The 12,589-nt window shown below is 59.2% G+C and carries 11 protein-coding genes and 2 pseudogenes; 3 read left to right on the top strand and 10 right to left on the bottom strand.

Annotated features, from left to right (window positions below; translation table 11 throughout):
• Position 1: 1 nt before the first annotated feature.
• Together K3555_RS01610 and K3555_RS01615 are read right to left on the bottom strand one after the other, a co-directional pair.
• Positions 2 to 1,183 (bottom strand): M24 family metallopeptidase, encoded by a 1,182-nt coding sequence (locus tag K3555_RS01610; protein WP_409201668.1) that lies wholly within the window; start codon positions 1,181 to 1,183, stop codon positions 2 to 4.
• A gap of 1 nt (position 1,184) precedes the next feature.
• Positions 1,185 to 2,030 (bottom strand): Asp/Glu racemase, encoded by an 846-nt coding sequence (locus K3555_RS01615; RefSeq protein ID WP_260007131.1) that lies wholly within the window; start codon positions 2,028 to 2,030, stop codon positions 1,185 to 1,187.
• A 95-nt stretch (positions 2,031 to 2,125) separates the two neighbouring features.
• On the opposite strand from K3555_RS01615, the gene K3555_RS01620 reads away from it, so the two are divergent.
• Positions 2,126 to 2,893: a GntR family transcriptional regulator gene (locus K3555_RS01620; RefSeq protein ID WP_260007132.1), complete on the top strand. Its 768-nt coding sequence runs from the start codon at positions 2,126 to 2,128 to the stop codon at positions 2,891 to 2,893.
• 275 nt (positions 2,894 to 3,168) lie between these two features.
• On the opposite strand, the gene K3555_RS01625 is transcribed toward K3555_RS01620, so the two are convergent.
• Both K3555_RS01625 and K3555_RS01630 read right to left on the bottom strand, forming a co-directional pair.
• On the bottom strand, positions 3,169 to 3,330 hold the full coding sequence (locus K3555_RS01625; RefSeq protein WP_260007133.1) for a hypothetical protein: 162 nt from the start codon (positions 3,328 to 3,330) through the stop codon (positions 3,169 to 3,171).
• Positions 3,331 to 3,761: 431 nt separating this feature from the next.
• Positions 3,762 to 4,160: pseudogene (locus K3555_RS01630) on the bottom strand (transposase); the annotation flags it as partial.
• A 350-nt stretch (positions 4,161 to 4,510) separates the two neighbouring features.
• On the opposite strand from K3555_RS01630, the pseudogene K3555_RS01635 reads away from it, so the two are divergent.
• Positions 4,511 to 5,616 (top strand): annotated as a pseudogene (locus K3555_RS01635) (IS110 family transposase).
• Positions 5,617 to 5,954: 338 nt separating this feature from the next.
• On the top strand, positions 5,955 to 6,236 hold the full coding sequence (locus tag K3555_RS01640; RefSeq protein ID WP_260007134.1) for a hypothetical protein: 282 nt from the start codon (positions 5,955 to 5,957) through the stop codon (positions 6,234 to 6,236).
• Between the two features lie 723 nt (positions 6,237 to 6,959).
• Here K3555_RS01640 and K3555_RS01645 read toward each other — a convergent pair.
• The 6 genes from K3555_RS01645 to K3555_RS01670 form a co-directional block, all read right to left on the bottom strand.
• A complete protein-coding gene (locus K3555_RS01645; RefSeq protein WP_260007135.1) occupies positions 6,960 to 7,373 on the bottom strand; it encodes a ThiF family adenylyltransferase in 414 nt (137 codons plus the stop codon).
• 282 nt (positions 7,374 to 7,655) lie between these two features.
• Entirely contained in the window at positions 7,656 to 8,576 is a 921-nt protein-coding gene (locus tag K3555_RS01650; RefSeq protein ID WP_260007136.1) for a LysR family transcriptional regulator, read from the bottom strand.
• Between the two features lie 14 nt (positions 8,577 to 8,590).
• Complete coding sequence (locus K3555_RS01655; RefSeq protein ID WP_260007137.1) at positions 8,591 to 9,634, bottom strand: ABC transporter ATP-binding protein; 1,044 nt, start codon at positions 9,632 to 9,634, stop codon at positions 8,591 to 8,593.
• A complete protein-coding gene (locus K3555_RS01660; protein ID WP_259989449.1) occupies positions 9,631 to 10,626 on the bottom strand; it encodes an ABC transporter ATP-binding protein in 996 nt (331 codons plus the stop codon). The genes K3555_RS01655 and K3555_RS01660 overlap by 4 nt, the downstream gene beginning before the upstream one ends.
• Positions 10,627 to 10,630: 4 nt before the next feature.
• Positions 10,631 to 11,581: an ABC transporter permease gene (locus K3555_RS01665; protein WP_259995093.1), complete on the bottom strand. Its 951-nt coding sequence runs from the start codon at positions 11,579 to 11,581 to the stop codon at positions 10,631 to 10,633.
• Complete coding sequence (locus K3555_RS01670) at positions 11,578 to 12,558, bottom strand: ABC transporter permease (RefSeq protein ID WP_259989453.1); 981 nt, start codon at positions 12,556 to 12,558, stop codon at positions 11,578 to 11,580. The genes K3555_RS01665 and K3555_RS01670 overlap by 4 nt, the downstream gene beginning before the upstream one ends.
• Positions 12,559 to 12,589: the final 31 nt, after the last annotated feature.

Below are 12,589 nucleotides of genomic sequence, written 5' to 3' on the forward strand. Positions count from 1 at the left end.
CTTATGTGATGATCGGAAGCTCGCGCGCAGCACGGCGCGACAGCAGTTCGGCGCCATCCTCATGGATGACAATATTTTCCTCGTGCAGCATCATCTTGTTGCCGCCAAAGGCGAAACCGGGCTCAAGCGTCAGCACCATGCCGGCCTCGATCACGGTGGTGTCGCCGGGCATCAGCGAGGGCCATTCGGTCACCTGCATCCCCAGCCCGTGGCCCATCCGGCCGATCTGATGGCCGCTGCAGCCGCCCGCCTCCAGCACCTTGGCCATCGCGCCCCACAGATCCGCGGTGGTGATGCCGGGGCGCGCCGCCTGCAGGCCGGCCTCGGTTGCGCGCCAAGCCAGATCATAGGCGGATTTGGCCGCGTCCGAGGCATGGCCAAAGGCATAATTCCGGTCAAAGTCGCAGCTGTAGCCACCCCAAAGGGAACCGGTATCCAGCAGCAGCATGTCGCCGTCTGCGATCACCCGGTCGGTGGGCCGGTTGATCACGTCCGCAAACCCGCCGGGACCGGAGCTGCCGACCAAATACGGCACGTCATCGGCGCCTTGCTGGAGCAGATCGATCTTGAACTTGGCAAAGGCCTGGCGTTCGGTATCGCCTGCCCGGATATGGTTCGGCAGATCTTCAAAGGCCGAGGAGGCAATACTGCAGATGCGTGCGATCTTGGCGATTTCAGAGGGGGATTTCACCATCCGCAGGCTACGCACCACTTCGGTGCCGTCGGCCATGGAAATGCCGTCCAGCCTGCTCTGCAGTTTCTGAAAGTCGGCGGCCGGCATCCGCACATGGGTTTCATGCCCCATCGGAACACCCAGGGTGCCGCCGCCGGGCATCACCTCGCGCAGGGTATCGGCCAGCAGGGAAATGCCGTCATCTTCCGGCTGCGGTGCCAGCCAGGTGCGGATATCGGAAACCCAGGTCAGCGACATGCTGGGACCGCCGATTTCCGGGATCACCGCAATGGGTGCGCCGCTGGCCGGGATCACCACAAACCAGGGCCGTGTCGGGCTGAGCCAGAAAATCGTATCGAACCCAGTGAAATAGCGCACTTCCGGCTCGGTAGTCAGCAGCAGCGTATCCAGCCCGAGGCCCGCCATGATCTTCTGGGCTGCCGCGGTCCGCTGTTCGAATTCGCTGGTAGAGAAGCCGCGTTCGGCGGCGGGATGCACATCCGTCATCATCTTAATCCTGAGGCTTCAATTGGGTGTGAAAAAGCATGCCCGCACCGGCGACGCTGTCGCGCAGCCCTGCCAGCCGGGCAAGGTGCCAGGCGGTGACTTGATTGCTGGACAGAACCGGCTTGCCCAGGGCTTCTTCGGCTTCGGCGATAATGGGCAGCGCCCGCAGGCTGGTGCAGGACACAAATACGCCATCGCAATCATCGCGCCGGCCGACTTCCTTGACCGCAGCCAGAATGCTGTCCGAGGAAATCCGGGCGACCTTGAAATCATCCGATTGGTCGAAGGTTCCAATCGCATTCACCTCAAACCCTGCCGCAGCCAGATTGTCCCGCATTTCAGTGGTCACCTCGGGGGCGTAGGGGGTGATCAGTGCGATCTTTTTCACCTTCAGGGCTTGAAGCGCGGCCTTGCAGGCCGTCAGCGGATTGGTGATTTTTGCCTTCGGATGCGCTTTGCTCAGTATGCTGTCCACCCGTGCTTCGCCAATCATCGTAGCGCCTGATGTGCAGCAATACCCAATTGCGCCGAATTCAAACGCCGGCGGCAGCAGCTCAGCCGCAGCCGGAAGATCGGCCTCCATCTTGCGCAGCGTGCCACAGGTGACTTCCATCTCGTTCGGGATCCGCGCGTGATAGACAGCAACATCCTTGCGCCGCAGCAGCGTGGCAAACTCATGCTCAAGCGTCTGATCGGATTGCAGCACGATCAGTCCGATCCGCGCCCTTGCGCCCAGACCGCCGTCCGCTGTGAACTCCAGTGTCTGAATATCCGGCACCACGTTCATAAACCTGCCTCTAGAAAAAACGGGCGTCAGCCCTTCCCCCTGCTCCATCGCCTTGCATTCCATGGGCACTCCATGCAGTCAGGAGATGAAACTCTCGCTTGCTGGTATATACCAATGATCTGGTATATACCAAACGAAAAGTTGTGGGAACTGGACACATGGGCGCAAATGATCTGACCTCGGAAAAGAAAATGCCTGCCTTTCAGAAGGTTATCGACCACCTGCGAGATCAGATCCGCAGGGGAAAGCTGCCCGAGCATAGCGCGCTGCCCTCTGAAAGAGCCATCGGCGAGCAGTTCGGCATCAGCAGGATGACCGCCCGCCGCGCACTTTTAGCGGTTGAACAGGAAGGTCTCGCCTACAGTTCCGGGCGCCGCGGCCGGTTCGTCTCTCCGCAGCGGCTGACCTATGACATCAGCAAGACGGTCAGCTTCTTTGCCCATGCAGAAAGCGGCGAACTTGGCCTTAAGATCGAACTGATCTCTAAACAGCTGACCCAAGCCGACGCCGCCCTGGCGGCCAAGCTTGCAGTGGCCGAGGGCGACACCCTTTACAAGTACACACGGCTGTTTCTGCTCAAAGGGCATCCTGCCTTTGTAGAAGAGGAATTTGCCGTCGCGCATTTGTTTCCGGATCTTTTCAGCCACGACCTGCAGCAATCAACAACGCTGCTCATGGAGCGGGAATACGGTATGCCGCCTCATTCCGGCGACATTTCCATCCGAATGCGCGCATTGAATGAGGAGGAGGCAGGATTGCTCGGGTTGCCGACCTATAATGCAGGGATCGAGCTGGAACAGGTGATCTATGATGCGGCTGGCCGGCCGTTCTGCTTTGACCGCCAAATCTGGCGCGGCGAACTGGCCGAATTCACCGCCCATGCAATCGTGCGGGACCGCCATCTTCCAACTCCAGGCAAAGCTTAAACAATTCATCGCTTCTTGCGAGAACTGAACCGCATCAAAGGTGGGCCTGGAAGGTTTCGTTTCCGCTTCCGGTTCGACGCGACATAGGCAACGGTCGCGGCGATTTCACGGGCCTTCTGTCGGGCTCTTTTGTGCTTGGATAGAGAGATCTTTCGAACAATCCGGCAGGGTGTGCATTTGGGCCTTGGCGGGCAAGCGGCACAGTCCTGTTTTCGGGCCTGATAACGTTTGACCCTATCCTTGTCGAATTTTGGCCTGTCTTGCGGGATGTTGCATCAGTAGAGACGCAGTTCACGGCCGCCGGGGCATTGATAGGCATCTGTGTCTGGATCATAGATGAACTCAGTGTCTGAGAAATCTCCATCCTTGCGGGCGGGTTTATCTAAAACGGGAATTTGCGGCTCGATACTTTGTTCCTCGACCAGCCAGCCGGGCATCCCGGCGGTGCCTTAGGCCCTATCCGCAGCCAGCCGTTCAGGCAACAGATCGAAGCGCTCCCGCCTGCGCTCCAGCATCTGGCGTACGGAACTTACTTCTGCCTGGCGGATGGGCACCGTGGCCTCAACATCGACGATGACCGCATGATCCAAGTCGACCAGATAGATTGTGCTGTATGTAAAAAAGGGTCAGTCGCCGTTTGCGCTGGTGTAACGTGAAGCGGGATCTGATGGCGAGATCGCATTGGGCTTCACTGGCGTTGCCGCGCCAAAAGTACTGTCATCGAGTGTATCAGGACATTCTTGGGTTACTCGGGCAACCGCATCCGGGGCAGTTATTCCTTAAAATCAACCTTGCAGTAGCGGCTGGCATCTGCCTTGACGAGCGATGCATCCGCCCCAAATGCTTCACCGCCGACAAGCCCTTCAGCGACACATCGCGCCACCACATCCTCGATCAGATGACGGGGCAGATCACTGTTGCGGAAACGACCATGGCAGTTCTTGGAAAAGGTGGAATGGTCGGGCACACGATCGCTCAGATCCAGGCGGCAAAACCAGTGGCAAGCCAGGTTCAGATGCACCTCATCACAAAGCCGCCTCTCTGACCGGATGCCAAAGCAATAGCCTACGATCAGCATCCGGATCATCAACTTGGGATCGATGGGTGCGCGGCCTGTATGGCTGTAGTGCTCCGAAAGACGTGAGCGGATGCTGGTCAGATCAACAAATGGATCAATTGCGCGCAGCAGGTGATCCCCGGGCACATGATCTTCCAGGGCGAACCCGTAAAACAACGCGCCTTGTGCCTCTTGTCGCTGCCCCATCATCGCCAAATCCCCCGCCCTATGCAGGAATTGCATCAATTACCTGCAGGCAGATCGAGGAAGACTTTTTCAATGCAATCTGCGTGAAGCGGGCGCGCAAGACTGTTCTGGCTGCGCCTGCAGCGAATGACGGCTCCGTCCCGTAACCTGGGAGTTCGGGTGACAGATCTCGCTGCAGCATGCTTGAACGGCTGGTTTTCACGCCGCGTAGCGGCGCTGAAAAGATGCGTTTGCGGCGATTTTCGTGCTGCGATCGCGCGCAGCAGAAAAATCTAAGGTACAAATAATGGGATGTACCGGCTGCTTCACCCAGCAGGTTAAGTTTGGCCTATTTCTGCACATGGAGAAGTAGTATGGCGAAGAATGATTTTGATGAGCCGATGTCTGTCGGCATCGATATCGGTAAGGACGTGTTTCATCTGGTTGGTTTCGATCACGATGGGCAGCTTGTTCTCCGCAAGAAGATCAAACGGCTGGCTCTTGTGGCGGCCTTTGAGCAATTGCCACGCTGTATCGTTGGAATGGAAGCCTGTCTGAGCGCATATTTTGTGAGCAGGACACTTCGGGGGTTGGGGTTTGAGCCGCGGATTGTTCCCGCGATTTATGTGAAGCCTTTCAACAAGGGTCAAAAGAACGACTGCAACGATGCCGAGGCGATTGCAGAGGCCGCATTGCGCCGCAATCTTAAGGCGGTTTCTGAGAAGACGCAGGACCAGCTTGACCTGCAAGCTCTGCATCGCGTCCGGTCTCGCCTTGTGTCGCGGCGGACGGCCGCGATGAACCAGATCCGGGCCTTTCTGATCGAACAGGATATCACCGTCCGGCGCAGCGTGTCTGCCTTGCGCAACTCGCTTGAAGCCATCCTCGGCAATCGCAGCGGCGAGATGTCCCTGCGCATGCGCAAACTGATCTTAGGCCTCCGGCAGGGCTGGATCTGGCTGGACAAACGGATCGAGTGACCACGGCTGAAATCATGGAGGTCAGCGAAACTGAGCCGGGTTGCCAGCGGCTTATGACGATCCCAGGTATTTGGCCCGTTGATCTCAACGGCGATGGCTGCTGCCGTTGGCGAGGGCGAGGCCTATGACCGGGGACGCGACTTTGCAGCCTGGCTCGGATTGGTCCCGAGGCAAAGCAGCACCGGCGGGCGCACGATATTGGGGAGCAACACAAAACGGGGCAGTCGTCATCTGCGCATGCTCTTTGTGCAGGCCGCACAGGTCATCATGATGCGCCCCAAGAACTGGCACAAGTTCAGCTTTGGTCCGTGGCTGGAAGCAGCGTCAATGCGGATGCAGCACAACAAACTTGGTGCGGCACTGGCCAACAAGCTCGCCCGGATCGCCTGGAGCGTCCTCAGCTCCGGCAAAGACTTTGATTGGAAAGGACAAGAGATAGCGGCTGCGGTCTGATCAGGCCAATGCCGCAAACAACGTTCGTTAACCTTAACTGCATGTAACGGAAATAAGACGCACCCAAAGTCTGAGAGCCCAAATGGTCATCAATGATCTGGCAAGTAATGAGACAGCGGCGCGTGCGCACTCCCAACAGGGCCACGGCAAACAATGAAGCCGATACAAAGGCCAGATGCATATCAGCGGCTTCCAGAAGACATGCGATTGATCACTTGCGAACAGCAGCCGGTACATACATTGGGCTCTCTGCTGACCTCGAATGCGCTGCAGCATCCACGGGCTCCAGATCGCCCGGCTAGGCGCGACCGGCCCAACTAGAGGTGGTCGCGGGAATTCAGACCAGTTGCCAACATGGATCGCATGATGAAAGTGACGATCCAAAATGACGAAACGCAAGAACCCTTCTCCCGCATTCAAAGCCCAAGTTGCGCTTGCGGCGATCCGCGAGGAGAGGACACTGGCAGAGTTATCGAAGACGTCCGGCGCGCATCCGAACATGACCAGCGGCTGGAAACGGGCGGCGATCAAGAACATGGCCCCGGCCTTTTCCAAGAGGGCCGGCGCTGCGGCCAAATCCAACGGGGCTGAGATCGGCAAGCTGCATTTCAAGACCGGACAGCCTGTGGCTGAACGCGGTTTTTTGAAACGCGCCTGGGATCGTTAAGCAAGGATCGCAGGCGGATGTGCATTGAAAAGGATCATCCGAAGATCAGCGTTCGCCGTCAGTGTCAGATGCTGTCGCCGGCCCGTTCGAACCTGTATTGCACGTCCAAGGGCGAGAGCGCCGGGAACCTGCGGTTCATGGCAATCATCCGCTGCCCGGCAGGCAGTTTCCTGAGGCGCCGTGGTACGGCTCCCGCCAGATGGCCCGCTATTTGCAGCGGCAGGGCCAATAATGCGGCCGTCACCGTGCGCGCCACCTGATGCGGCTCATGCGCCTTGCTCCGGTCTGTCAGACGCCGAAGACCAGCAGGAAGCACCCGCAGCACAAGATCTGGCCGTAGCTTTTGAAGGCGCTGGCCATCAGCCGCCCCAGCCAGGTCTGGTGCGCCGGTATCAGCTGTATCCCCCTCTCGGCAGATTGCTTTGCAATCGCCTGCCGGGCAGTGGATGCGCCGGGGCTTTCTCGTATCTGGTAGCGGTCATGGGCTGGGTCAGCCGCAAGGTTCTGGCCTGGCGGCTCTCCAGCATGGAGGCTGGCTTCTGTGCCGGGATCAGTACACGGATGGCCTGTTACAACGCCGAACGCCGGCATTCGACCCATGGCATCTTGCCCCCCGGATGAGGCCTGTGAAAGCAAAATAGAAACCATGAGAATGGCAGCCTGATGCGAAACCCTGATCCACCTTAAACGGGCTGCAAACTAGTCAAAAAAGCGCGACCACCTCTACTGATCATCACGGCACTTAAAAGCAAGCCAGACATCGATAACAGCAATCCCGTAAAAACGGGCAAAGCGGTTCAACAACAGCCGCCCGGCGTGATCATCCGTGCAATTAAAAATGACATCGCGTGCTTCCAATGCGTCCCAGGTGCTGGACTCACCAGTCCAAGTATCGAGGTTCACCAATGACATGCCGAGACCGGCTTTCGCTACAGTGCGCGCATGAATTTCGGCCTTTGGTTCTTTGGCTGACACATCGTCGTATCGCGCACCGTGCAGCTTGTTGAGATTTGTATCTTCGACGCGATCTTTCTCGAACATGACAGTTTCGCGAACACCGAGACGCATTAGAAGGGGTAACGCTGCGCTCCCGGTGGCCCCCCCACCTGCAATGCCGCACCGGAACTTCGTGATCATCGTCTGCTTCAGCCGCCAGCCTCAAACGCGGTCCCATATACAGAATACAGCCGGGAATGTCTTGCTGCCCGGGTCAAGCGCGAGCTGAACTCAACCGAAGTCGTTGATGCACTAACTTTCAATTTGGACCACTCAAGTGGGGACGCTCACTTTTGCCCTGGGCATTGGTTTCGGGAGGCAGGGGCCGGAGGTTCAAACTCTCTCGCTCCGGCCAATATAACAAGGCGCCTTAGGGCGTCTTGTTGTATTGAAGCGGTGCTTAATGCTTCCGGGAAATGAGGATCAAACCGTTTCCAGCGCCGACATCTGCAGCTTTTTCCACAGAACATCCAACGTCGGCTTGGTGCTGCGCGGATCGCGGTACAGGCGGATTTCCAGATCTGTCGCCAGCCGGTCGTCCACCACCGCAAAGCGCCCCTGCTTGATTTCCTCACGGCACAGGCTGAGGGGCAGCCAGCCCATGCCGAACCCCTCCTGGATCATCGCCTTGACGCTGTTTGCCAGCGCGTTCTGGTTGACGACAAAGACTTTCTGGCCGGGCAACAGCTGCGCCAGCGCAAATTCCTGAACCGAGCGCAGCGCCGAGACCGCGCCATAAGACAACAGCGGCACCGCGTCCTTGCCGCCCTTGGGAAAGGAAAATTCCGGCACGCCGTCAGGGGTTGTGCGGGAAACCGGCACATAACGGTCGGTGGACAGGGTCAGATGCTCGAAGTTGGCGACCTCCAGGGGTCCAAGGAAATCCATCGACGGATGCCAGTAGGTCAGGATCACATCGCAATAGCCCTGCTGCAGCGCGCTGACGAACTGGTCGGCGGCCCAGGAGGTGGAATTTAGGTCGGTATCCACCCCGCCCTCGCTGGCCAGGGGCGCGATCAGCGTCTTGTAATGCGTCATGTAAAGCGACTGCGAGGCGGCAAAGCGGATCACATTTTCGCCCGCCGCATCAATCGTTTGGCAGCGTTCGATAGTTTCCTCGTAGGTGCGCAGCATGATGCGGGACTGGGACAGGAACACCTCGCCCGCCGGGGTCAGGGTCAGCGGCAGGGTTTCGCGGTTGATCAGCCGCACGCCGATCTCATTCTCCAGCGCCCGGATGCGGCGGGAGAAGGCCGGCTGGCTGACATTGCGTTCCTCGGCCGCGCGCGAGAAATTCTTGCACGCGACCAAAGCCTCGAAATCCTTAAGCCAGATGATGTCCAACTGGGTGTCCCGTCTTAACCGGCGGCCACCGCATCCAGCCTGTCTTCTTCGACAGCATGGCAGGCGACTGTGCTGCCATCGGGCTGGTGAATGGCTTTTGGCTGTTCACTCTTGCATCGTGCGTCCGCAAAGGCGCAGCGGCTTTGGAAGGGACAGCCTTGCGGCAGATTGATCGGCGTCGGGATCTCGCCTTTGAGGCGGATATGGTTCGGCCGGTCATCCTTCAGCTGCGGTACTGCGGACAGCAAGGCCCGAGTATAGGGGTGTTTGGGGTTGGAGAACAGCGTTGCCGTGTCCGCAACTTCGCAAACCGAGCCAAGGTACAGAACCGCAACACGGGTGCCGAAGTGCTCCACCACGCTCAGGTCGTGGGTGATGAACAGATAGGTAAGGCCGCGGCTTTCCTTGGCTTCCAGCATCAGGTTCAGCACCTGCGCCTGGATCGACACGTCCAGCGCGCTGATCGGTTCATCGGCGATGATGAATTCCGGATCCACCGTCAGCGCGCGGGCAATCGCGATCCGCTGGCGCTGGCCACCGGAGAATTCATGCGGATAGCGCTTGGCCCAGCTGGGATCGACGCCCACCGACAGCATCACCTCGGTCACCTTGTCGCGCACCTCGGCTGCCGAAGCATTGGGGTTGTGATGGCGCACCGGTTCTTCCAGCGCCTGACGGATGGTCATGCGCGGGTTAAGCGAGGCATAGGGGTTCTGGAAGATCATCTGGATCTTCTTGCGCAGGGGCTGCATGGCGCCGCGCGACAGATCGTCAATGCGCTGGCCATCATAGTGGATTTCGCCTGCGGTGGGGGTCAGCAACCCCGCCACCAGCCGCGCCACAGTGGATTTACCGCAGCCCGACTCGCCAACCACACACAGCGCCTCGCCGCGGCCCACCTCCAGCGAGACATTGTTCACCGCATGGACCGCACGGCTTTCGCGCACGATCTTGCCCTGTTTGAACTTCAGCGTCTCAAGGAAACCCTGATCCAGATCGAACCGCTTTTCAAGGTTCTTGATCTGCAGCAGCGGGCGGTCAGTCTTTGCGTCTTTCATGCCCGTGCCTCCTTACGGTCTTCGTCGCTGTGCAGGCGCTGCACCTCGTGGCAGGCCACCGCGACATCGCCGTATTGCACGATGTCCGGCATCCGGCTGCGGCACAGGTCGGTGGCGTATTTACAACGCGGATTAAAGGCACAGCCCGCGGGTGCATTGGCAAGCCCCGGCATGTTGCCGGGGATCTGCTTCAGCCGCTGGCCTGGCACAGTCTGCTGCGGCAGCGCGTTGATCAGCCCCTGAGTATAGGGGTGCTGTGGATCATTGATGATTTCCCGCGTGCGCCCCGCCTCGATGATGCGGCCGGCATACATGACCAGCGTGCGCTCGGTCATCTGGCTGACCACGCCCAGATCATGTGTGATCAGGATCAGCCCCACCTGGTTCGACTGGCACAGTTCCAGCAGCAGCTCCATGATATCGGCCTGGATGGTCACATCCAGCGCCGTTGTCGGTTCATCCGCGATGATCAGCTGCGGGTCCAGCAGCAGTGCAATCGCAATGATGATCCGCTGGCGCATGCCGCCCGACAGCTCGTGCGGGTATTGCTCCAGCCGTTCCTCCGGCGACGGAATGTAAACCTCGCGCAGCTTGACGATGGCAATCTGGCGCGCTTCCTCGCGGCTCAGCTTGCGGTGCGCCAACAGGGTTTCAACCATCTGCTGGCCGATGGTCAGCACAGGGTTCAGCGTCACCATCGGGTCCTGAAAGATCATCGCCATCCGGTTGCCGCGCATGGTGCGCAGGCGCTTGTCGTTCATCTGCACGACGTCCTCGCCATCGAACAGGATCTGGCCGTTGTCGATGTAACCGGGGCGGCTGAGCAGGTTCATCAGCGAAAACCCGGTGATCGACTTGCCCGCACCGCTTTCGCCGACAATGCCGAGGCGTTCGCCCTTGGCCAGGTCAAAGGAAATGCCGTTGAGGGCAGTGACCGTCTCGTCGCGCATGGCGAATTTCACGGTCAGGTCGCGAACGGAAAGAAGGCTCATCGCGTCACCCCTTGTAAAGTTTCGGGTTCAGGACGTCGCGCATCCAATCGCCCAGCAGGTTAATGACCAGGACCAGCACCACCAGCACCACGCCGGGAATGGCGGTGATCCACCAGCTGCCCGAAAAGATGTAATCAAACCCCGAGGAAATCAGCGAGCCCAGCGACGGCTGGCTGGGCGGCATCCCCAGCCCCAGGAAGGACAGCGAGGCCTCGGAGATGATCGCATTGGCGACCTGCACGGTAGAGATCACAAAAATCGGCGACAGCGAATTCGGCAGGATGTGCCGCACCATGATCCGCAGCGGGCCAAAGCCCAGCACGCGGGCGCTGTCGACATATTCCTTTTTCTTCTCGGCCAGAACGGTGGCGCGCACGGTGCGGGCATATTGCGGCCATTCCGCGACGCCAATGACGGCAATCAGGAACACGACAGCATAGCGGTTGAACGTATCAGTTCCGAACATCGCCTGGGTCACGGCCAGAAAGATGATCGCAACCATCAGGGTCGAGAACGACAGCTGGATATCGGCCAGACGCATCAGCAGGCTGTCCAGGCGGCCGCCGACATAGCCGGCCACCAGCCCGATGGAGATGCCCAGAAAGGCCTGCAGCGCAACCGCGCAGATGCCGATCAGCAGCGACAGCCGGGTGCCATACAGGATGGTCGACCACAGATCGCGGCCCTGATCATCGGTGCCCAGCATGAATTCCGGCAGTGAACCGCTAACCCAGGCCGGCGGATACTCCGAGTTCATGATATCAATGGACCCCGGATCGTATGGGTCAAAGGGCGCGATCAGCGGTGCCAGAAAGGCGGCTCCGGCAATCAGCAGAAAGATGATCATGCTGACCATCGCTACCGGGTTGCGGCGGAAGCTGTAGCCCATGTTGGAGTTCCAGGCCTTGGACCAGCGCGACGGTTCGGATTTCGGGGAAAGCGTTTCGGTGCTCATGCGCCCATCCTCGCAATATTCACGGTCGGGTTCACCAGCCCATAGATCAGGTCAACGATGGTGTTGGTGACCACAAAGATAAAGCCGACAACAATCAGGTAGGCCACGATCAGCGGGGTATCGACGCGGTTCACCGCTTCAAGGAACATGAACCCCATGCCCGGCCACTGGAACACCGTCTCGGTCAGGATGGTATAGGCCACCATGGTGCCGATTTGCACCCCGCCCACGGTGATCACCGGCAGCAGCGTGTTTTTCAGCGCGTGGACAAAATAGATGCGCCACGGGCTGATGCCCTTGGCCTTGGCGTATTTCACGTATTCGGATTGCAGCACTTCCATCATCTCGGCCCGGATCAGGCGGACAAACAGCGGCAGCATGATCGAGGCCAGCGCAATCGACGGCAGGATGATGTGAAGCCAGCCATCGGCAGTGGCAAAGTTGGTCTGCCAATAGCCCCAGACCTGCACGGTATCACCGCGCCCGTAGGAGGGCAGCCAGCCGTATTCCACCGAGAACACAAAGATCATCAGGATCGCGGTCAGGAACACCGGGATCGAAATGCCGATGATCGACAGCCCCATGATAATACGGCTCAGGATCGAATTGGGCTTGATCGCGGTGTAGACACCCAGCGGCACCGACAGTCCGACGATGATCAGCGTGGCACCGAACACCAGCTCCAGCGTTGCCGGCAGTTTTTTCAGGATCACGTCCAGCGCCGGCTCCTTGAAGAAATAGGAGGTGCCCAGATCGCCCTGCAGCGCATTGCCGGCAAACCGCAGGTATTGCGTCACAAAGCTGTCGTTCAGACCCAGCTCATCGCGCAGCTGCTGACGTACTTCTTCCGAGACCGACTGCCCGACCAGCTCGCGCAGCGGGTCGCCCAGGTTGCCCTGGATGGCAAAGGCAATCAGCGAGATGACGAACATCACGGCAATCGCCTGGATCACTCGCTTGGCGAGATAGGCAAACATCGTCCTGACCTTTGTAGAGTTTGGTTACAGC

The sequence above is a fragment of the Leisingera sp. M527 genome, from assembly GCF_025141525.1.
Classification (GTDB): domain Bacteria; phylum Pseudomonadota; class Alphaproteobacteria; order Rhodobacterales; family Rhodobacteraceae; genus Leisingera.

Coding starts and splice junctions, on each gene's coding strand:
- K3555_RS01665 (WP_259995093.1), bottom strand. CDS start 11,581: ATGAGCACCGAAACGCTTTCCCCGAAATCCGAACCGTCGCGCTGGTCC.
- K3555_RS01655 (WP_260007137.1), bottom strand. CDS start 9,634: ATGAAAGACGCAAAGACTGACCGCCCGCTGCTGCAGATCAAGAACCTT.
- K3555_RS01660 (WP_259989449.1), bottom strand. CDS start 10,626: ATGAGCCTTCTTTCCGTTCGCGACCTGACCGTGAAATTCGCCATGCGC.
- K3555_RS01620 (WP_260007132.1), top strand. CDS start 2,126: ATGGGCGCAAATGATCTGACCTCGGAAAAGAAAATGCCTGCCTTTCAG.
- K3555_RS01625 (WP_260007133.1), bottom strand. CDS start 3,330: ATGCCCGGCTGGCTGGTCGAGGAACAAAGTATCGAGCCGCAAATTCCC.
- K3555_RS01640 (WP_260007134.1), top strand. CDS start 5,955: ATGACGAAACGCAAGAACCCTTCTCCCGCATTCAAAGCCCAAGTTGCG.
- K3555_RS01615 (WP_260007131.1), bottom strand. CDS start 2,030: ATGGAATGCAAGGCGATGGAGCAGGGGGAAGGGCTGACGCCCGTTTTT.
- K3555_RS01645 (WP_260007135.1), bottom strand. CDS start 7,373: ATGATCACGAAGTTCCGGTGCGGCATTGCAGGTGGGGGGGCCACCGGG.
- K3555_RS01610 (WP_409201668.1), bottom strand. CDS start 1,183: ATGATGACGGATGTGCATCCCGCCGCCGAACGCGGCTTCTCTACCAGC.
- K3555_RS01670 (WP_259989453.1), bottom strand. CDS start 12,558: ATGTTTGCCTATCTCGCCAAGCGAGTGATCCAGGCGATTGCCGTGATG.